This is a genomic window from Erwinia sp. 2186, assembly GCF_057812255.1.
Map to the genome: position 1 here is coordinate 718,327 of NZ_CM173824.1, position 22,147 is coordinate 740,473.

Genomic DNA, 22,147 nt, shown 5'->3' on the forward strand with positions numbered 1-22,147 from the left:
TGTCACCCGGTTTTTTTATGCACGAACTTAAGCCGCTGCTTTAACTAAGCCACTGCTTTAACTTAAGCCGCTGCTTTAACTTAAGCCACTGCTTTGCAGCATGGTCAGGCTCAGGCCCATCACCGCCATCCCGCACAGCACGCCATAGCTGGGATTACTTTTCGGATCGATCTCTTTCGCCAGCGGCATCAACTCATCGACCGACAGCGCCACCATAATCCCGGCCACGGTCGCCATCACCGCGCCCATCATCACTGGTGACACAAGTGGACCGAGCACCAGGAAGGCCAGCACGCCACCCAGGATTTCGGCCATGCCTGACACGCCTGCCCAGAAGATCGCTTTCCTTTTTGAACCCGTTGCGGCATACATCGGCCCGGCGACGGCAAGTCCTTCAGGAATATTGTGGATGGCAACGGCCAGCGCGATGCCTAAGCCCATTTCGAGGTCACTGCTGGCGGTGACATAGGTTGCCACACCTTCTGGAAAATTATGCAGGCTGATGCCGAGCGTCAGTAAGATTGCCGTGCGCCGAAGGTTGCGGGGAGGTTGGCCGCCGCTAAGTAGATCCTGTGGATGCTGGTGGGGCAACTTCCGATCGAGGGCGAAGTAACCCAGAAGCCCAACCACAAACATGCCGTAACCCAAAACAGGAGACATGCCTTCAGCGTGCAGCGCCGCTGGCAGCATCTCCATCAGCGAAATTAGCAGCATAATGCCGGCAGCAAAACCCAGCGCAAACGCCAGCACCCGGTTCGACGGTTTCTGGCCGACAACACCCAGAAACGCGCCAATAAAGGTCGCGCCACCGGCAAGTAAAGTCAGTATTAATGGCACGGACAAGGTGACCTCCTGAAGACAAGAATAAAGTATAGCCTTTGCTATACCTTATCAAAAAATAATCAGTTGTAACGTCAGGATTTGTATTTTTCGCTGTTCAAATTTCTTGAATATCTTCATCACTGTTATCCGGGTTCATCCCCTGTCGAAAGGGCGTAATGTAGCGATCATTAAGCCGACATCTTCAGGGGAACCACTATGAGTCAGTCACGTATGCCCGCACTTTTTCTTGGCCATGGCAGCCCAATGAACGTGCTGGAAGAAAATGTTTATACCGAAGCCTGGCGTGAGCTGGGCCAAACCTTACCGCGTCCTAAAGCTATCGTGGCGGTCTCCGCGCACTGGTACACCCGGGGCACGGCGGTTACAGCGATGGAAAAGCCAAGAACCATTCACGATTTTGGCGGATTCCCTCAGGCGCTGTTTGACACCACTTATCCGGCTCCGGGTTCACCGGACCTGGCCCGCCAGGTGGTTGACGCGCTGGCACCTTACGATGTCCGTCTGGATCAGGAGTGGGGTTTTGACCACGGTTCATGGGGCGTGCTGATTAAAATGTACCCGGAAGCCGATATTCCAGTGGTTCAGCTGAGCGTCGACGGTACGCAACCGCCGGCTTATCACTTTGAACTGGGCCGTAAGCTCGCGGCACTGCGCGAGCAGGGCGTGATGATTGTCGCCAGCGGCAACGTGGTGCATAACCTGCGCATGGTGCGTTGGGAAGGCAATGCTGAACCTTACCCGTGGGCCTCATCCTTTAACGACTACGTGCGTGAAAACTTGAGCTGGGAAGGGGAAGCAGAGCAGCATCCGCTGGTGAACTTCAGTCAGCACAGCGGCGCTGCGTTATCCAACCCGACGCCTGAGCACTACCTGCCACTGCTTTACGTGCTGGGTGCCCGTTTGCCGGGTGAAGCCGTCTCTATCCCGGTGGATGGTTTAGTGATGTCTTCGCTCAGTATGCTTTCGGTAAAGGTGGGCTAAATGCACACCATCAGTTGGTGTTGACAGAATGAGGTGTGAAAACCGGCGTTGCTTTGGCCTTCACCTCTTTTTCGGCATTGTTAAAGATCCACGCTGGACTGTTCAGGGTTAATGCTGCCAGTTTTGGGGTTAATACCAGCGGCACAGAGTAGCTTGCCTTGCCTGCGCTAATCGGGATAGTTAACGGCACGGTCTTACCGGGCGTGACAGCGGTTCCTTTAAGGGCGACGGCAAAACCAAATTGGTCTTTGTCAGTGCCGTAATGATCGCTTTTGTTTGTCATGGCATTTCCTGACAGCGAAAAGTCACCGGTTACAGTGGAAATTAAATTAGCCAGCCCGGAGGTATCCGACGAGCAGGCAATATTCACCACCGGTTGCGCACTGAGGCTTGATGAGGCTGACAGGGCTTGGGCTGTGGGCACTGCAAGACTGAATGTGCTGTTAGAAACCGTATGGGAACAGCTTACCGTGCCGGCCTGATTCCACTCTGAGAGGCTGAATTTATAATTCATTGCGTTAGCCGCTTTGTTTAATCCACCTTTGCCATCCAATTGAAACAGACGGATAGCGCCTGATACCTTACTGGTGTCGATATCCCCGGTCTTTTTCAGATAGGCCTGAAATCGAAATGTTTTTGTAGCGGCCGCTCCGTTGATTGTCCAGCCGGTATCAATTTTGGTGTTGATGTTGCCATTTCCTGAGCTTTCATCAAAGGTACCGAGATCTTTACCATCATATACCAGTCCCATTTCTACGCCGCTTGGCGGCGTCTCGCTCTTAATATAGGGAAATGGATAAAAATAGACGTTTTCCTGGATACTTCCTTTGCAGGTAATATCACGCACATATTCTTTTGATTCCCAGACCCGGCTGCCATTCTGCGTGCCAGAGAGCAGTACCAGTTTACCGATTGATACAACTTCATCGACCGTATTACCAATATAACAGTCAAGGGCGGCAGCATTAAATGACAGTGTCAGGGTGAACAGGCCAAAGGTGATTTTTCTTTTCAATGATTTTTTCATTTATCGTAGTTCCTTTACATCAGTTAATTAATGGAGCCTCGGCTGTTTTATTCCGTCTTCGGTAGCGTCAATTTTAACAGGCCGGCGATTACCGGCCTGTTAACTATAAACACAGTTTCGGAGTCGCTTAATTAATTACTAAGGTTAACTGCGGCGAATACAAGCCCACATCAACCGACATGTTTTCCACTAAGACATCATTTTGCAGAACGGAGATAGTTCCTGTACCCGCTTTCGTCCCGCCGGTCAGTGTCGCCGTGTAAACCCCATTCTTTTCAGTGACTGCGCTTATTTTCGTTCCTTCTAAATTAGCGACCTTGAAGGCAACTTTCCCTCCAGTGACGACATTCTGAAATTTATCTTTCGCAGTTAACGTTATGGCAAGCGTAGATTTCCCATCAGCTGGCAATATGTTGTTGCTAAGTTGCAAGACTGAGTTGCTGGCATTAATTGGGGCGGCAACAAAGATAACCTTTGTGGACTTGCCGGTTGTGTCAGTGCTGATGATGGCAGTGAGAGTTATGCTACCTGCAAGGGTGCTGGCAATTTCCGCTGTGGAGACTCCTTCAGCATCTGTTTTAAGGGTTCTTGCGCCCCATATAACTGTTCCTGCCGCCTGGAAGGTGACCGCCACATCTTTTACGGGATTCCCCTTGGCATCTTTCACCACGGCAGTGAGCGTGGAGAAGGTATTACCATCCGCCGTCACGCCGGTCGCTGGCGAGGCCGTCAGGCTGTCGACGACGGCTGTTTTAGTATTGGCGATAAAGGTAACGCTCACCGTTTTTTCAATGCCCTTAGTGCTGGCCATGACGTCCATTGTCATTGCTTGAGAACTGCTCACTGTCGTGACAGCCATACCTGCACTGTCGGTCTGTACCTGTCCTTTGCTAAGCGTACCTGGTGCGGAGAAGGTAACTGATGTATCCGACACAGGGTTATTGTAGGCGTCGGTGATCAGAGCCTTGATGGTTGAGACGGCGACGCCGTCCGCAATAATGCCTTCTGCCGGCGTTGCCGTCAGGCTGGCTATCGTGGCGGTAGACGCATCTGCCTTAAAGACAACGGTGATGCTCTTGCTGTCTTTAACCATATCCGTCCTGGCCGTAACCGTATTGCTGCCTGCCACGGTACTGGTGAGCGTCATCTTCGCGTAACCGTTGTTGTCGGTGCGGGCAGTAAGCTGATTTGGCGTCGCTTTGCCACTGAGGGTAAAAATCACCTCTACGTCACTGACAGGGTTCTCATTTGCATCCTGTACTACAGCGGTGAGGATCGACTGATCTTTAGCATTAGCCAGTGGAATATTTGCTGACATCATAATGTCAGTCACTTTTGCCGTGTTTTCGTTGGCGATAAAGTTGACTGCAGCGTTCTTACCCTCAGGATCATACTTGGTCACGGCTCTCGTCTCATGAATCCCCGCTATTTTACTGGCAATGGTTACCACCACCTTGCCTTCACTGTCGGAAACAGCTGAAGACTGGCTCAGGGTGCCGTTAGCTGGCGCTTTAAAGGTTACTGCGGCCCCTGCCACCAGATTGCCATTGGCATCTTTCACAATTCCCGTCAGGGTGGCAAATGACTTACCGTCAGCGATTACCTGGCTTTGAGACGCGGTAAAACTGTTGATGGCGGCGGTAGCAATATCGCCAATAAAGTTGACGGAGGCCTGCTTCCCGGTTTTGTCATAAGCTGTCTGCGCCAGCACCGTGCTGCTGCCTGCGGTAAAGCTGATGGCGCTCACTGATGCTTTACCATCATTGCCTGTTGTCGCCGATGAGTTAATGAGGTTGGCGTTGCCCTTGATGGTGAACGTCACCCGGGCGTTATTGACCCGATTTCCGTTGGCATCCGACACCGTTGCCGTCAGCACAGATTTATCCGTGCCGTTAGCGGTAATTCCACTCTCCGGCGCAGCGCTAAGACTGTCGACTTTGGCCGTGGCCTGGTCAGCAATAAAGCTGACGGAAGCCTGCTTACCGGTTTTATCGTAATCAGTGGTTGCAGTAACGGTACTGCTGTCCGCAATAAGGCTGGTCAGTTTCATTTCTGCATACCCCTCGCTGTCCGTCGTCGCGGACGTGCCGGCCAGGTTGGCGTTTCCGCTTACGCTGAAGCTGACGGGTTTGTTGCTCACAGCATTGTTATAGGCATCGACCACCCTGGCTCTAAGCACCGAACTGTCGGCACCATTGGCGATGACGTCGGATTTGCGCGAGGCGTCCAGGAAGTCAACATGCGCAGTCGCGGCATCGGCCACAAAGCTGACGCTAACCTGTTTGCCGATGCTGTCGCCCTCGAGGGTCGCCGTGACGGTGCTGCTACTGGCGCTGCGGCTGGTAAGGTTCGCCGTCGCCACGCCGTTCACATTGCTCCTCGTGGTCTTAGCCAGCACACCCTCACCGGATGTCACGGTAAATGTCACATCAAATCCACTGACCGGATTACCGTTGGCATCTCTTAACCTGGCGCTAATTACCGAGCGGTCAGCGCCATTTGCCGTCACGTCTGAAGATCGTGAAGCGGTAAGCGTGTCGATCTTCACCGTAGTGCTATCGGCTATAAAGCTGACGGCGGCCTCTTTGAAGTTCGTGTCCGTTTCGGTATGCGCTCTGACCGTGGTGATTGCAGCGGTACGGCTCATGAGTTCGACAGTCGCTAAACCATTGACGGTAGTGGCTGAATTCTGACTCAACGTCCCATTGCCAACGTTGATTTTAAAGGACACGGTGACGCCGCTGACGAGGTTACCGTTAGCATCCTTCACCGTGGCAGTCAGCACGGAGTGGTCAGTGCCGTTCGCCTTCACGTCTGAAGGCCGTGACGGGATCAGGCTGTCGATGGTTGCCGTAGCCGGGTCGGCTTTAAAAAGGACGCTGGTTTGTTTACCGGTCGAGTCCGCGCCGACGGTCGCGGTGACCGTGATGCTTTCCGCCGACAGGCTGGTTAGCTGCACGCTGGCGACGCCATCTACAGTAGTAACGCTGTCCTCAGCTAATTTGCCGCCCGTTACCGTGAAGGTGACTTTTGCGCCATTGACCCGATTTCCGTTGGCATCTTTTACCGTGGCGGTGATCACAGAGCTATCGCTGCCGTCAGCCTTGACGTTATCCGTCCGTGAAGGGATCAGGCTGTCGATTTTTGCCGTGTCTGCGTCGGCAATAAAGCTGACGGCAGTCTGTTTACCGGTGGTGTCGAAAGCCGTAACGGCGGTGATGGTCGTGCTGCCAGCAGTAGCGCTTTTCAGCGTCACCTTGGCTGCCCCTTTGCCGTTGGTTTTGACTGTGGACGGGCTCAGATCGGCATTACCTGTCACATGGAAGGTTACCTCCTCGTTTGCCACGACATTGCCATTGGCATCTTTCACCGTGACATCAATGGTGGAAGTCGCTTTGCCATCGGCCTTGATCCCTGATGCCGGCGTCGCGGTGAGCGTGGCAATACTGGCTGTTTGAGCATCTGCGACAAAGGTTACGGTGACCTGTTGACCGTTCGGGTCAGTCTCCGTAATGGCAAGTAAAGTCTCGGTCACTGCGTTGGTACTAGTAAACTCCTCGCTAACTTTACCGTCGCTGTCGGTGGTCATTAGCATATACGCATCGCCTATAATTACCGGCACTTGACTCACCGGGTTGTTGTAGGCATCCGTAACTACCGCCGTCAAGGTGATCGCTGAATAGCCATTTGCCACTGCTGTTGGAGGGAAGGCGGTGAAGCTAACTACTTTCGCCGTAGTGCGATCGGCGATAAAGCCGACCGTTGTATTTTTACCGGTTTTATCAGCGTCCGTGGTTGCGGTGACGGTGCTGAGTTCCGCAGTGCGGTTTGTCAGATTCACCGTGGCATAGCCTTCATCGTTGGTTTTGGCTGCCTTGACACTTAAATTGCCATTACCATCAACGTTAAAGAACACGTCAGCCTGCTTCACGTGGTTTCCATTAGCATCAGTTACGATGGCGTTAAGTTCCGAGCTATCAGACATGTTAGCTAAAACATTCGAGACACGTGAAGCGGTGAAGTGTTCTATTTTCGCTGTGGAAAGGTCAGCGATAAAGCTTATGGAGAGCGTCTCGTTTACTTGAGTGTCGAACGACGTTACTGCCGTAACAGTGTTCATTTCAGCACGGGTACTTACCATATCAACGCTGGCAATTCCATTTACTGTGATACCCGTTGCCTGTAGATCCCCTTTACCTTTTAGCACGCTGAAGTTCACATGCACCCCACTGGCCAAGTTACCGTTCGCATCTTTTATGGTCGCAACAAGGGTTGTACTATCTGTGCCGTTAGCTATTATCCCTTCTGTTCGTGTGGCGCTTAAGCTGGCTACTTTCGCCGTGGCAAGGTCGGCCATAAAGCTGACAGAAGTTTGTTTGCCCATTTTATCAAAGTCGGTGACAGCGGTGACCGTACTGATGTCAGCTTTTGTGCTGGTGAGCTGCGCGGTTGCGATGCCATTCTGGCTGATTGCCGAAGTCGGACTCAACTTGCCATCGCCATCTGAGACCTTAAATGTGACGGTCGCGCCATTGACCAGGTTTCCCTGAGCATCTTTCACCGTGGCGGTAACCATGGCGCTGTCCTGACCATTAGCCTTCACATTCTCCGTACGCGACGCGTTCAGGTCGGCAATTGTCGCGGTGTCTGAGTCACCAATAAAGCTGACGGCAGCCTGTTTTCCGGTGCTATCGACGTTGGTTGTTGCCGTAACGGTGATGGTTTCAGCGCTAAGGCTGGTCAGAACGGTCGTGGCTACACCGTTGACGGTGGTGGCAGAGGTCTGACTGAGTTTCCCCTTGCCTGCTGATGAAGTGAAGAACACCTTCGCACCGTCCACCAGGTTGCCGTTAGCATCTTTCACCGTGGCGGTAAGTATTGAACTGTCGGTGCCATTGGCTTTCACATTAGAATCTCGTGAAGCGCTCAGGCTGTCGATTTTGGCTGTGCCCACATCGGCCCTGAAGGTGACTGAGGTCTGCTTACCGGAGGCATCAGCGTCTGTGGTGGCCGTAACGGTTACGATCCCGGCCTCAGTGCTGGTTAGTTGCACGGTCGCGATACCGTTGGACGTCGTGGCTGGAGATGGCGTCGCCGATCCCTTGCCGGACACGTTGAAGAACACTTTAGCATTATTGACCAGGTTGCCGTTGGCATCCTTGACCGTCACGGTGAGAACCGACATATCGTTGCCGTTGGACAGCACATCATTATCGCGTGAAGGGATCAGGCTCTCGACTTTCGCTGTGGCTACGTCGGCGATAAAGCCAACAACAGTCTGCTTACCGATGTTGTCACCGTCGACCACTGCCGTCACCGTGCTGCTTCCTGCCGCTTTGCTGGTAAGGGAGACTGTCGCGGTGCCGTCACTGTCGGTTTCAGCGGTCGACTCACCCAGGATGGCATGGCCATGCACGCGGAAAGTGACCGTAACGCCCGCTACGGCATTGCCAAAGTTATCTTTTACCTTCGCGGTCAGCAGTGAACTGTCAGATCCGTTGGCTTTCACCTCTGTATCACGCGATGCGCTCAGGCTGGCAATTCTCGCTGTCGTGGCATCAGCAATAAAGCTGACGGTGGCCTGCTTTCCTGTGGTATCAAAATCGGTTTTCGCCGTAACGGTGAGGGTATCCGCCTGCGTGCTGGTCAACTGGACGGTGGCGATACCCTCTCTGCTGGTGATAGCGGATGACTGGCTTAATTTGCCTTTTCCATCGGCAGGCACGCTAAAGCTCACTTTTGCCCCGCTGACGAGGTTACCCCTGGCGTCTTTCACCTGCGCGCTGAGGATCGAAGTGGCAATGCCGTTGGCTTTCACCTCAGAGGCAGGTGAGGCAATAAGGCTCTCAACGCTGGCCGTGGCAACGTCCGCAACAAACTCAACGGAAACCTGTTTACCCGTCGCGTCAAAAGGCGTTGTGGCGCTGACGGTAATGCTGTTGGCTGTGGCGCTGGCCAGGCTAATCGTAACGGTGCCGTCATTGCCCGATATGGCCTCAGTCGCGCTGAGTCGACCATTGCCGCTTATTATCGCAAAGTTAACCAGAATCCCACTGACGGCGTTGCCCTGAGCATCCTGCACCACGGCGTTGAGCTGGGCGGCTTCAGTGCCATCCGCCTTCACGCCAGCTTCTGGCGAAGCGGTGAACTGGTCTATCTGCGCGGTACTGATATCACTGATAAAGGTGACGGTGACCTGCTTACCGGTTTTATCTTCTCCGGTGATTGCGGTTACCGTACTGCTGCCAGCTCGGATACTGGTCAGATTAACCCTGACGGCTCCGTCGGCATCAGAGATAACCGTGGTCTGGCCCAGTTTGGCCGCACCCGTGGCGTTGAAAATCACCGGCGCGCCACTGACGCGGTTGCCGTTGGTGTCTTTCACTACTGCCGTCAGGACTGTGGCATCAGCGCCATTCGCCGTCACCTCGGTGGCTGGCGTCGCGAACAGATCATCAATTTTCGCGGTACGCAAATCTGCGACAAATGTCAGCTCGGCACTTTTGGTCATGCCGGTGGCTGATGCGGTCAGGGTGACGGTGCCAGCCAGTTTGCTGGTCAACTCCACGGTGGCAGAACCGTTGCTGTCAGTCACGGTGGCGGTGGTAGAAAGCGTCGCATTCCCAGCGACAGAGAAGGTGACCGGCACATTACGGATCGGGTTGCCGTAGTAATCGGCGACCAGCACCCTGGCTTTATTGGCGACGCTGCCATTGGCGACGGCATTGTTGACGTCCATGGTCAGCTCGGCCATTTCAGCGGTAGTGCTATCGGCGATAAAGTTCAGCGTTTTGCTGTCGCGGTTACCGTTATCCAGATGCGAGAAAATAGTGACCTTACCGGCGCGGGTTGAGGCCAGCGGCACCATCGCGCTACCCGAGGTATCGGTAATATGCAGCGCTTCACAGTTGTTAGCGCCCTTCAGAATACAGCTGTCATCAATGCCTGAGACCACAAAGCGCACGTTATGATCGCTTAACAGTTCACCGGATTTTCCGGTGACTTTGGCATGCAGCTGTGCAGCATCCACGCCGTTGGCCACCACATTATCGGCCGGTTTAACCTCCAGCGTGATGATGGTGCTGGAAGGGATAAGGTTAATCACCACGGTACTTTCTGGCGAGACATTGCCGTGGTTATCGGTGGCGATGGCCGAAACGGTATAGCTGTTAACCCCTTCGTGCAGATACTTCGGTAATTTGACCGCCACAGACGTCGCCGAATCCTGAGACAGCGAGCCACCCGCCGCAATCAGTTCTGCTGCGCGCCAGTCAATTTTCTTCAACCCGTATTTCGCGCGAACACTGGCGGTGATCACCGTGGTGGACGCTGCTTCAGCGCTAACCGAGGCGGGTAAGGAGAGTGAAATCAGATTCTGTTTTCGATACTGCATGACGATGTTGTAGTTACGATCGACAAAATCGTAACGTGCGCCAGGCAGGCTGCGCATCACCTTGACCGTTTCACGATCGGTCTGTTCTTGCCACGACAGGCCCAGGCGGTAATTAATGTCCAGACCGACAAAGCTGTCGGATCCGCTACCGGATTTGTGGCCCGCTTTGAAGGTCAGCAACGGGATCGGCGTGTAATTCACCGTGGTGGTGACGGCGGAAGGGGAATCCCGCAGGTCACTGGGACTGGCAGAATTATCAAGAATGATGCCTTTGCCAAAGTACTTTTCATACTTCACCGACGCGCCAAATTGCGGGTAGAACGGCAGCCAGGCATCGGCGGCCAGATCAAAACCGTTGGCAGGACGTTCGTCGTAATCTTCCATCGCATCCAGTGGTGACTGGTGCCAGTCGGTCAGGCGCTGATATTTATTGGCGCTCAGTTTCAGGTAGTGGGTCCAGGCTTCGGCCCCGACGCTGAATCGCGCATTGTTGCCGGTGATATCGCGGTCATAGAAGCTGTTGACCCCGAGCATAAAGTGGTCGGAAAGGTAATGACGCAGCCCCAGCCCGAGATTGAGCGTGGTGCGTTCTTTATTGACGCGAACGCCCTGTTGGTTGAACAGCAGCGTGCTCGGAGTATCCCACCACGGGATCAGTAAATCGGCGCTGGCTTCACCCGCGGAATTGAACTGGATGCGGGTATTGCCGCTTTGGCCCATCCAGTCACGCAGCGCACTGCTGGCCATATCATTCGCAATGCCGGTAATGACGCCCATACCCGCCTGAGAACGGCTGTCTGCGCCCATGATTTGCCAGAACTGTTTAACGCCTTCGAGCGGGCGCAGATCGTTTTCATCCGCTTCACGGGAACGTTGCATATCCTCATTTAACAGCAGCGATTTTTCTTCTGATAAGCTGCTCTGGCTTCCTTCCAGCGAAGGGAGCTGTGAAATAAGGTCATTGCTGCCTTCTTTATTTAACTCTGCCGCAGTATTGAAAGGGCCAGAGGAAGAAGAGGCGTCGTAGGCCGGTGAGGCAGGGAATAAAGGGGCCGAAAGGTTCAGTGCCGACGGCGAAGGATCGCTACTTTCCTGCGCTGTAGTTGCAGGCGCGGGCTCAAGGGTAAGGCGGTCTGGCAGGGTACTTATCCCCGCGTTGAGCTCCGCCATCGTCTCGCTTAATGCCAGCATGTCTGAATTAGCCCGGACGGCTGAAGAATAAAGCGGTATAGCAATCGAGACAAACAGATGGTTCAGAATAACAAGAACAGAGGCTATTTTTTTGAATTTGAAGTCCATATCTTCCCGTCCGGAAAAAAAGTTCCATAACCCCGGAGAGGAGGTTATGGAAAGTAGAGAAAAAAATGTAGGAAAAGATTTTTTGATTGTTAATGTGACAGGCTGTCAGCGGCAAAAAGCGGTTTATTTAGATCTGGCTGATGGATTTCATTTTTTTTTGAATTTCCAGGAAAGCCTGGCTTTTTACACGCTCGCAGACCATGTTCAGTTTGTCATTCAGAGTCAGCGTCATCAGCTCTTTCGGATCCTGTTCCATCAGGCCTTCATGACTTTTAAAATACGCGTGGGAGTTATTGATTTTATCGAATTGCAGACGGTACTGATTAAAGGCTTCGTAATTCAGGCCTTTCAACATATCAAAGTTATCAACACACTTCTTACCGTCAGTCTTTTGTTGCACCAGGCTGTCGCCAGTTTTTTTGACCGTTCCTTTTTTTCCTTGCGGCGAACTGCAGGCGCAAAGCGTCAGTGAAAGAAGCGCAAGTGAGACGAATTGATGAATCTTCATTGTACATATCCTTATGGCTATCCAGGCCGAGTGTAAAAATGAAAAGCACACAGGTGCTCTCATCTAATAACAAGGCGGCAACTTTAATAAAGTTATTAAGATTCCTCCGCAGGACTGGATTTTTCTTAACAACTTTTGCATGAGGATAAAGATGGGAGAGATCTTAATGAAATCGTTTTTGACGATTAGTTGAACAGATCTTGTTTTGTTAAAACGATCATGGAATTAATAAAGATCTTAATCTTTAGCGTTATCCATTACGGGTGCCACTACTGGATATATAGGGCGTTTATTGGCACCTTTAGATCTTGATATCCTTGTGTTTTATCCTGATGTCATTCTGGACGATTGTTTATTTCGGCGTGTGCGTCTTCATATTATTGATGATTGTTAGCATAACCGCTTAGGAATTTTTGAGGTGAATAAGAGGAATTATCAGACTGCCTGCAGCGCAAATTTTAAAAAACTAAGGAGAAAATTGCCGTGAAAGACGGAAAAGGAAAGGAAGGGGCAGAACCGGGGCCGAGAACAGGGTGGAAAGACATGAACAGCATCAGCGAAGCACTCCGCGTTAACGGAGTGCTCAACTGAAAGACATAACAGCGTTATTCAATAAAGGTGTGCGGATAGAACCGCGACAGATCCTGTGTAATCAACGCCCGGTCTTCGCGGATGCCAATACCAGCCGGTTGATCGTCGATCAGCCAGCTGCCAATTAAGGTGTAGCTGTCGCCAAATTTTGGCAGCGGGTGGAACTGCTGCACAATCATGCCTTCTTCGCCATAAGGTCCATCGGCACTGGCAATTTCCTTGCCGTTTTCCATGATGCTGATGTTCGAACCTTCGCGCGAAAACAACGGCTTAACCACATATTTATCCATATGCGGCACCTCATCTTCGGCAAAATACGCCGGCAACAAATTCGGATGATTGGGGAACATTTGCCATAGCAGCGGCAGCAACGCTTTGTTGGAGATAATGCTTTTCCATGCCGGTTCCAGCCAGCGAACGCCAGCATCTTCCAACTTGGTAGAGAACACCTCACGCAGCATAAACTCCCACGGATACAGCTTGAAGAGGTTGCCGATTACCTGGTCATGCACATCGGTGAACTGGCCTCTTTCGCCCAGGCCAATTTCATCCATAAACAGAAATTCGCTCGGTAAGCCGGCTTCGGTGGCGCAGTCCTGCAGATACTGAACCGTGCCACGATCTTCGTCGGTGTCGCGACAGCAGGCAAAATGCAGCCAGCTGAAGCCATGCTGCTGATGGAGGTTGGCAAAGCGCTCAATCAGCTTCTCTTGCAGGCTATTGAACTGATCGCTGCCGGTGGGCAGGTTACCCGCCGCCTGCTGATCTTCCAGCCAGATCCACTGAAAGAACGCCGCTTCATACAGCGAGGTCGGCGTATCGGCGTTGTTCTCAAGCAGCTTAATGTCGGAATGGCCATCCCAGGCCAGATCCAGCCGCGAATAGAGCGACGGCTGGTTAGTTTTCCACGAGGCGCGCACGAAGTCCCAGGTGTGTTTTGGAATGCGGAATTTGGCGAGCAGCTCTTCGCTGTTCACCACTTTCTCCACCACCTGTAAACACATCTGATGCAGTTCGCTGGTTACGTCCTCCAGCTTCTCAATTTGCTGGAGCGTAAACTGGTAGTAAGCATCCTCACACCAGTAAGGCTCGCCGTGCATGGTATGAAAACGGAAACCGTATTCGGTGGCCTTTTCACGCCAGTCCGGGCGTTCAGCGATAGCAAGACGCTTCATGGCATTAGCCCCCTGAGGTGCGGCGGGAACCGGATGTCGCGCTGCTACGCTGCGCGGTGGCCTGCTTAGCTACGCTGTCACCAAAGCCGCCACGGGTGACCGTGCTGGTGGTGGCAGGTTTCGGCGCCATGGCGGTTTTCGGCACGTTCATGGTGCGACCTGGTGTGGCAGCGCCAAAGCTTTTACCGCTGGCATCAACAAACTTGCCGTTGGCCGGGCTGTTCGGTGCGCGTGAGGTGAACAGCGGCTGCTGTTGACCACCAAAACCGCCGCCCATCATACGGCCCATCATGTAGCCTGCCATCAGCGGCATCCAGAAGCTTCCGCTCTGCTGAGATTCGGCATTATTGGTTGTGCCTACACCCGCCTGAGCAGGGGTTTGCTGGCACTGACCCTCACCGAATTCCGCCACGCAGTCTTCACGAGTGGCATATTTCGGTGCGGTTTTTTCCGCTTCTTTTTTCGCGTTGTTGAACGCCGTGGTGCATTGCTCGCTTTTGCCCGGGTTGGCGCTGGAGCAGTCGTCGGCATTTTGATACAAGGAAACGCTTTCATCCGATTGTTCACAACCGGCAAGCATAAAGACCGCGGTGACCGCTAAGGCTACCGGGGTTAAGTGTCGTGCGCTCCAGCTTTTGCGAAAGGAGGCATGATTGATTTGTTTAGTCCGTTTCATCACGTTCTGTCCTGTGCCCAAAGGTAGTGCATAGAATAGGGTAACAGCGGTGAAAAATGAAGCGATGAGGGCAGTACGGAGGGGGATCTTTACTTAGCTATACGTTTGATTGTGAAGGGGCAGCAGGCGCTGCCCCTCAGGGGATCACTTACTGAATGGATTGCCGCTGGCACGAGCTGGCGCGGTACTTTGCGCAACCGGCGTAGCATGAACCTGAGCCGGTGCAGCATTGCCGTTATCAGCCGCGTTATTTTGCTCCGGGGTTTCAGGTGCCACCGCCTCAGGAGAGGTAGACACATCTTTGCCCAGACGCGCATTCAGCGACTGCAGATCCTGCTCGTTCAGCGTACCCAGTGCCGACTTGATGTTCAGCTCATTGATCATGTAGCTGTAGCGGGCATCGGAAAGCTGCTGTTTAGCACTGAACAGCGTGGAGGTCGCATCCAGCACATCAACGATGGTACGCGTACCCACCTGATAACCGGCTTCCATCGCATCGAGGGAGCTCTGGGCAGAGACCACGGCCTGACGGTACGCGTCGATGCTGCTGATGGACGCATTCACGTTGTTAAAGGAAGAACGCACGGTCTGAACGGCAGAACGGTGCGCGCTTTCTAGCTGCTCGCTGGCAGCAACGAATGAATACTGCGCCTGCTTAACCTGAGAGGTGACGGCGCCACCGCTGTACAGCGGCAGAGAGAAGCTCAGGCCAACCTGGTTAGAACCGGTGATGCTGTCATCGGTCGCAGACGTCTGGTTGGCGCGGCTGCCACCGTATTTGCTGTTAGACATACCGGTAGAGGCGGTCAGATCCAGCGTTGGCATATGGCCAGTTTCGGCTGAACGGATGGTTTCGCGTGCCAGATCCTGGGACAGACGCGCTGACAACAGGCTCAGGTTGCGGCTTTCGGCTTCTTTCAGCAGTGCGTTAACCGGCTGAGGTTTTTCCGTTTTAAAGCGGTCAATGTTCAGCGACGCCAGGCTTGGATAGTAGTTGCCGGTGACCTGACGCAGGATTTCAACGTTGTTATCCAGCGCGTTGCGTGCGGTCACTTCGTTAGCCAGCACGCTGTCATACTGGGCGCGGGCGTTCTGCACGTCAGTGATGGCAACCAGACCGACGTTGAAGCGTTGGGTGGTCTGATCTAACTGGCGATAAATAGACTGTTTCTGCGCTTCCGTGTAGGACAGCGTATCAATCGCATTCAGCACGTTAAAGTAGGCGGTAGCGGTGTTCAGGATCAGCGTCTGCTGTGCAGTCTGATAAGTCACATCCTGGATGCCGGCTTGTTTTTCCTGCAGGGTCAGCGCACGCCATTTTGACATGTCAAAAATGGTCTGAGTCAGCTGCAAGGTTCCGCTGGTGGTATTGGAATGCAGGCCACTGCTGTCGCGATAGCCGTTGTTATAGGTATAATCAGCACCCAGGCCTAACTGCGGCAGCAACGGGCTACGGGCTTCGTTGATTTTCTCAAAGGCCGCATCACGATCTGCTGCAGAACTGCGAAGATCGGGGTTAGACAAACGAGCCTGTTGGTAAATCTGCAACAGGTTTTCTGCCTGACTGGCGACACTGAAGCCGCCCAGGCTCAGGCCGATGAGTAACGGGAGCAGTTTCTTCATTTGCATTCCTTGTAGTGCAGCAAAATTGCTATGGTAGCGCTGACGTAAGCCAAAAAATAATCGCCGATTCTAGCAGAGTAAACGGAACAGTTAAGTTGGCTGAACGTGCCATGTTGCCCTAATTTACTCAAATAATTCATTAAGAACCACACTCTCAGCGGATTCGGGTTGCTTTTCTCGTTTTCGCACTCATCCGGAATGGAGCTGCCCCGATGGAAAACAGCAAAAAATACCCAGTGACTTTCACAAAAAACGATGTAGAAATTATTGCACGAGAGACACTTTATAGCGGTTTTTTTTCACTCACCAGCTACCGATTTCGTCACCGCTTGTTTAAGGGTGGGATGAGTGGTGAAGTAAAAAGGGAAGTCTTTGAGCGCGGACATGCCGCAGTGCTGCTACCCTATGACCCCGTGCGCGACGAAGTGGTCCTGATCGAACAAATCCGAATTCCCGCGTTTGACAGCAGTGAGACGCCCTGGCTGTTAGAATTAGTCGCCGGGATCGTTGAGCCGGGCGAAACCTATGAAGATGTGGTGCGGCGTGAAGCAGTAGAAGAAGCCGGGATAACCCCCGCGCGCGTGAAGCCGGTGCTGAGCTATCTGGCCAGTCCTGGCGGCACCAGCGAGCGGTTGCATATCCTGGTGGGAGAAGTGGATGCCAGCGTGGCGAAGGGAAACCACGGTCTGGAGGAAGAGAATGAGGATATTCTTGTCCATGTGGTCAGCCGTGAGCAGGCTTACCAGTGGGTGGAAGAGGGGAAAATAGACAACGCAGCCTCTGTCATCGCTTTGCAATGGCTTGAACTGCACCATAAAAAACTACGCAACGAGTGGAAAACCGAATGATAAAGCGCTATGTACCTGATTTCCCTGAAATGATGCGCGTGTGCGAAACCAATTTCGCCCAGCTGCGTCGCCTGCTGCCTAAAGAAGACCAGGCGGGAGGGTCAGTGACCTATCAGGTGAACGGTGCCCATTATTCTGTCACCATCCAGGAATCGACGCGTTACACCACGCTGGTGGAAGTGAAGCAAACCGCGCCCGCGGTGAGCTACTGGAGCCTGCCTGCCATGTCCGTCAGGCTGTATCACGATGCGATGGTTGCGGAAGTGTGTTCAACGCAACAGATCTATCGCTTCAAAGCGCGCTATGATTATCCTAATAAAAAGCTCCATCAGCGTGATGAAAAGCATCAGATAAACCAGTTCCTCGCAGACTGGTTGCGCTACTGTTTGGCGCATGGCGCGATGGCCGTACCGGTTTGCTAAGACAGACAACTGAGATGGCGTTAACCCTAAGGATTTTGATTGGATAGCCGGCTACTACTTCCTGCGGCGGGTGGGTCTACGGTCAGGATTTTACAGATAACCGATACCCACCTCTTTGCAGGTAAAGATGAAACGCTGCTGGGTGTGAACACCTGGGCCAGTTATGACGCGGTACTGCAGGCAATATCCGCCAGCCCCCGTCACTATGATTTGATTGTCGCCACAGGCGATCTGGCTCAGGACCATACTGTCGAAGCCTATCAGCATTTTGCTGAGGGTATCGCGCGCCTGCCCGCGCCCTGCGTCTGGTTGCCAGGAAATCACGATTTCCAGCCCGCGATGTTCAGTACGTTGGCCGAATCGCAGATTGCCGATGAGAAACATGTGCTGATCGGCGACAGCTGGCAGATTGTCTTGTTAGACAGCCAGGTGTTTGGCGTGCCGCACGGCATGCTCAGCGACTATCAGCTGGAATGGCTGGAGAATACGCTGGCGAAAGAACCGCATCGTCACACGCTGGTGCTGTTGCATCACCATCCGCTGCCTTCTGGCTGTACCTGGCTGGATCAACACAGCCTGCGCAATCCCCATTCGCTGGATGCGGTGCTGCAAAAATACCCGCTGGCCACCACGCTACTGTGCGGCCATATTCATCAGGATCTCGATCTGAACTGGAACGGACGCCGCCTGCTGGCGACACCGTCGACCTGCGTGCAGTTCAAACCCCATTGCACCAATTTCACCATTGATTCCGAAGCGCCGGGCTGGCGTTGGCTGGATCTTCTGCCGGACGGTCGGGTGGAAACGCAGGTTGAACGCCTGGCGACGCGGGCCTTCAGTCCCGATCCCGATTCGGAAGGATACTGACGGATGGCCACGCTACTTTATCTGCATGGCTTTAACAGTTCCCCGCAGTCAGCCAAAGCCACCCAGTTCCGTGAATGGCTGGCCGCTCACCATCCCGATCTCAGGGTGCATGTGCCGCAACTCCCTGCTTTTCCTGGCGAAGCCGCGCAGATGCTGGAGAACTGGCTGATGTCTGCATCCGGTGAACAGGTCGGCATTGTCGGCTCTTCGTTAGGCGGCTATTACGCCACCTGGATGTCACAACGCTTCCATCTTCCGGCGGTGGTGGTGAACCCGGCGGTGCGGCCTTTTGAGCTGTTGGCGGATTATTTGGGCAACAACGAGAACCCATACACCGGCCAGCAATATGTGTTAGAGTCACGCCATATTTACGATCTGAAAATGATGCAGATTGACCCGTTAAAGTCACCGGATTTGCTCTGGTTGCTGCAACAAACGGGCGATGAAGTGCTCGACTACCGTCAGGCCCTGGACTACTACAGTGCCTGCCGCCAGACGGTTGAAGAGGGCGGCAATCATGCTTTTATCGGATTCGAACGCCATTTCTCCCCGATCCTCGACTTCCTGGGCTTGTCCTCCGGCTGACGTGAGTCGCGGCGACTGGCTTCTCACTTTTAGCCACCAATCAGATTTATACGATGACTCAATCCAGCTATAACGCTGACTCCATTGAGGTACTCAGCGGCCTTGAACCCGTTCGTCGCCGTCCGGGGATGTACACCGATACATCACGTCCTAACCACTTAGGTCAGGAAGTGATCGATAACAGCGTCGATGAGGCGCTGGCGGGCCATGCCAAACGCGTCGAAGTGATCCTGCATGCCGATCAATCGTTGGAAGTTATCGACGATGGCCGCGGCATGCCTGTGGATATTCACCCGGAAGAGGGTGTTCCAGCCGTTGAGCTGATCTTCTGTCGTCTGCACGCCGGCGGTAAATTCTCCAACAAAAACTATCAGTTCTCTGGCGGCCTGCACGGCGTGGGGATCTCGGTGGTTAACGCCCTTTCCACCCGAGTGGAAGTGACGGTTCGCCGTAATGCCGAAGTCTATGAAATGGCCTTCGAAAACGGCGATAAAGTGGAAGATTTGCACGTCACCGGCACCGTGGGTAAGCGCAACACCGGCACCCGCGTCCGCTTCTGGCCAGACGTGAACTTCTTCGACAGCCCACGATTTTCCGTTTCGCGCCTCAGCCATTTGCTGAAGGCAAAAGCGGTACTCTGTCCGGGCGTTGAAATTGTTTTCAAAGACAACGTGAACAACACCGAACAGACCTGGTGCTATGCCGATGGCCTGACCGATTACCTGTGTGAAGCGGTAAACGGTCTGCCTACGCTGCCAGAGCGGCCATTTGTCGGCGCGTTCGCCGGCGATGTGGAAGCGGTGGACTGGGCGCTGTTGTGGCTGCCGGAAGGCGGCGAGCTGCTGACCGAAAGCTACGTCAACCTGATCCCGACTATGCAGGGCGGGACGCACGTCAACGGTCTGCGTCAGGGCCTGCTGGATGCGATGCGTGAGTTTTGCGAATACCGCAATATCCTGCCGCGCGGCGTGAAGCTGTCTGCGGAAGATATCTGGGATCGCTGTGCTTACGTGCTGTCGGTCAAAATGCAGGATCCGCAATTTGCCGGCCAGACCAAAGAGCGCCTGTCTTCACGTCAGTGCGCAGCCTTTGTTTCGGGCGTGGTGAAGGATGCCTTCAGCCTGTGGCTGAACCAGAATATTCAGACCGCTGAGATGCTGGCCGAAATGGCAGTATCCAGCGCGCAACGGCGTATGCGTGCCGCCAAAAAGGTGGTGCGTAAGAAGCTGACCAGCGGCCCGGCACTGCCTGGCAAACTGGCTGACTGTAGCGCGCAGGATCTTAACCGCACCGAGCTGTTCCTGGTGGAAGGAGATTCCGCAGGCGGATCGGCCAAGCAGGCCCGCGATCGTGAATATCAGGCGATCATGCCGCTGAAAGGTAAGATCCTGAATACCTGGGAAGTCTCTTCGGATGAGGTGTTAGCCTCGCAGGAAGTTCATGATATCTCGGTTGCGATTGGCATCGATCCAGACAGCGAAGATCTCAGCCAGCTGCGTTACGGCAAAATCTGTATCCTTGCGGATGCGGACTCCGATGGCTTGCATATCGCCACGCTGCTCTGCGCGCTGTTTGTGCGTCACTTCCGCACGCTGGTGAAAAACGGCCACGTCTACGTGGCGATGCCGCCGCTTTACCGCATCGATTTGGGTAAAGAGGTTTATTACGCGCTCGATGAAGAAGAGAAAGCCGGCATTCTCGATCAGCTCAAGCGTAAAAAGGGCAAGCCTGGCGTACAGCGCTTTAAAGGGCTGGGCGAGATGAACCCCTTACAGCTGCGTGAAACCACCCTTGATCCGAACACCCGTCGCCTGGTTCAGCTGACGGTTGAAGATGATGAAGTGGAGAAGACCATGGCGGTGATGGATATGCTGCTGGCGAAGAAGCGTTCGGAAGATCGCCGCAACTGGCTGCAGGAAAACGGCCATACGGCGGATATCGAAGCGTAATCTAACGCCGATATAAACAAGGCCCGGACAGGAAACCGTCCGGGCCTTGTTTATTGCGTCAACGCTGGCGGGTTAACAGCTTAACGCAATGCCTGCAGAATATTCGCCGCGGCTTCCACGCGAGTCGGGTTCGGGTAATTCTTGTTCGCCAGCATCACGATCCCGAGCTTCTCCGCAGGGATAAAGGCAATGTAAGTGCCAAAGCCATTGGTGCTGCCGGTCTTATGGATCCAGCTGGCGGGCGTTGCCGCACGGGCCGGCACCAGCGCACGGACCTCACGTGGCTTCAGGGCAACGTCATTGGCGCTGTCGGCAATAATCGTCTGGGGATTGGTCGGCCAGTCATACATTTCCCAACCCAGTCCCTGCCGGAAATTCCCCACCTGGTAATAGCCTTTCTGCGCGGTCAGCAGCGATTTTTTCAGCACCGCATCCTCAGATGGCAGGCTGTCGGGATCGATATTGGCCTGTAAAAATTTCGCCATGTCCTGCGCGCTGGACTTCACGCCATACGCCTGTTCATCCAATGGACCCGGCGTCACGCGCAGCGGCTGGCCATTTTTATAGCCCCAGGCGTAGTCAGCCTGAGCGGATTCGGGCACGCGAAGGTAGGTGTGGGTCAGGCTTAACGGGTTGAAAACCTGCTGCTGCATCAGCGAAGCAAAGCTGCTGTTGGATTTCGCCACGGCTAACAGTCCAAACAGGCCAATGCTGGCGTTGGAATAGTTGCGCATAGTTCCGGCTTTCCACTGTGGTTGCCACTGCTGATAGTAATTCCACAGCGATTTCTGGTCGGTGACCGCATCAGGCACCTGCAGAGGCAATCCTCCCGCCGTATAGGTGGCGAGGTTGAGCAGGGTGATATCGCGCCACTGTTTACCGGACAATTCTGCACTGTATTTCGCCACCGGATCATCGAGCTTGATCAGCCCGCTCTGCACGGCATAGCCGCCCAGCACGCCGGTAAAGGTTTTGCTGACCGAGCCCAGCTCAAAAATAGTGCTGGCAGAAACCGGGCGGCCGCTTTTCACTTCCGCCACGCCATAGTTAAAGAACCAGGGATGACCCTGATAGATCACTGCCACGGCCATGCCGGGGATCTGCTGGGCTTTAAGCAGCGGGGCAATCTGGCCATCGACCACGCTCTTGATCTGTTCACTACTCAGCGTCGGGGCAGAAAAAGCGTCAGCAGAGGTCAACGTCAGTACGGCAGACAGGCAAACAACAGGGGAAAGTCCTTTAAACATCACAGTGCTCCAGATAATTAATTAACCGGCTTATGCTAAGGGATCCTCCCGGAAGTTAACATGTCCTTAACCGCAATCGGCCAATTTTGTGATGGCCGCGACATTTACCCTTT

At 53.8% G+C, this 22,147-nt stretch carries 14 protein-coding genes; 6 read left to right on the plus strand and 8 right to left on the minus strand.

Annotated elements, in window-relative coordinates:
• Positions 1-75 precede the first annotated feature (75 nt).
• Entirely contained in the window at positions 76-843 is a 768-nt protein-coding gene (gene zupT / locus ACXKZG_RS03350; protein WP_488875691.1) for a zinc transporter ZupT, read from the minus strand.
• A gap of 195 nt (positions 844-1,038) precedes the next feature.
• On the opposite strand from zupT, the gene ygiD reads away from it, so the two are divergent.
• The gene (gene ygiD, locus ACXKZG_RS03355) at positions 1,039-1,824 is read left to right on the plus strand and encodes a 4,5-DOPA-extradiol-dioxygenase (RefSeq protein ID WP_134822774.1); all 786 of its coding nucleotides are present in this window, start codon (positions 1,039-1,041) and stop codon (positions 1,822-1,824) included.
• Between the two features lie 10 nt (positions 1,825-1,834).
• On the opposite strand, the gene ACXKZG_RS03360 is transcribed toward ygiD, so the two are convergent.
• From ACXKZG_RS03360 to tolC, 6 genes are all read right to left on the minus strand, one after another.
• On the minus strand, positions 1,835-2,851 hold the full coding sequence (locus ACXKZG_RS03360) for a hypothetical protein (RefSeq protein ID WP_134822773.1): 1,017 nt from the start codon (positions 2,849-2,851) through the stop codon (positions 1,835-1,837).
• Between the two features lie 127 nt (positions 2,852-2,978).
• Positions 2,979-11,435, minus strand: a complete 8,457-nt coding sequence (locus tag ACXKZG_RS03365; RefSeq protein WP_488875692.1) for an Ig-like domain-containing protein — start codon at positions 11,433-11,435, stop codon at positions 2,979-2,981.
• Between the two features lie 235 nt (positions 11,436-11,670).
• Positions 11,671-12,114, minus strand: a complete 444-nt coding sequence (locus tag ACXKZG_RS03370) for a hypothetical protein (RefSeq protein ID WP_487320601.1) — start codon at positions 12,112-12,114, stop codon at positions 11,671-11,673.
• Positions 12,115-12,656: 542 nt separating this feature from the next.
• Positions 12,657-13,817, minus strand: a complete 1,161-nt coding sequence (locus ACXKZG_RS03375; protein ID WP_488875693.1) for a glutathionylspermidine synthase family protein — start codon at positions 13,815-13,817, stop codon at positions 12,657-12,659.
• 4 nt (positions 13,818-13,821) lie between these two features.
• Positions 13,822-14,493: a DUF1190 family protein gene (locus tag ACXKZG_RS03380; protein WP_013203875.1), complete on the minus strand. Its 672-nt coding sequence runs from the start codon at positions 14,491-14,493 to the stop codon at positions 13,822-13,824.
• Positions 14,494-14,637: 144 nt separating this feature from the next.
• Positions 14,638-16,116, minus strand: coding sequence for an outer membrane channel protein TolC (gene tolC, locus ACXKZG_RS03385; protein ID WP_488875694.1), 1,479 nt, complete (start codon positions 16,114-16,116; stop codon positions 14,638-14,640).
• Between the two features lie 212 nt (positions 16,117-16,328).
• Between tolC and nudF the strand changes: the two genes are divergently transcribed.
• The 5 genes from nudF to parE are packed head-to-tail and all read left to right on the plus strand — an operon-like array spanning position 16,329 to position 20,787.
• A complete protein-coding gene (gene nudF / locus ACXKZG_RS03390; protein ID WP_013203873.1) occupies positions 16,329-16,964 on the plus strand; it encodes an ADP-ribose diphosphatase in 636 nt (211 codons plus the stop codon).
• Complete coding sequence (locus ACXKZG_RS03395; RefSeq protein WP_488875695.1) at positions 16,961-17,386, plus strand: DUF1249 family protein; 426 nt, start codon at positions 16,961-16,963, stop codon at positions 17,384-17,386. Before nudF ends, ACXKZG_RS03395 begins: the two co-directional genes overlap by 4 nt.
• Before the next feature lie 39 nt (positions 17,387-17,425).
• On the plus strand, positions 17,426-18,253 hold the full coding sequence (gene cpdA, locus ACXKZG_RS03400) for a 3',5'-cyclic-AMP phosphodiesterase (RefSeq protein WP_013203871.1): 828 nt from the start codon (positions 17,426-17,428) through the stop codon (positions 18,251-18,253).
• Between the two features lie 3 nt (positions 18,254-18,256).
• Positions 18,257-18,838 (plus strand): esterase YqiA, encoded by a 582-nt coding sequence (gene yqiA / locus ACXKZG_RS03405; RefSeq protein WP_134822769.1) that lies wholly within the window; start codon positions 18,257-18,259, stop codon positions 18,836-18,838.
• Positions 18,839-18,891: 53 nt separating this feature from the next.
• Entirely contained in the window at positions 18,892-20,787 is a 1,896-nt protein-coding gene (parE, locus tag ACXKZG_RS03410) for a DNA topoisomerase IV subunit B (RefSeq protein WP_053144838.1), read from the plus strand.
• Between the two features lie 80 nt (positions 20,788-20,867).
• Here the strand turns inward: parE and ampC are convergent, their stop codons facing one another.
• Complete coding sequence (ampC, locus tag ACXKZG_RS03415) at positions 20,868-22,034, minus strand: class C beta-lactamase (RefSeq protein ID WP_488875696.1); 1,167 nt, start codon at positions 22,032-22,034, stop codon at positions 20,868-20,870.
• Positions 22,035-22,147 lie beyond the last annotated feature (113 nt).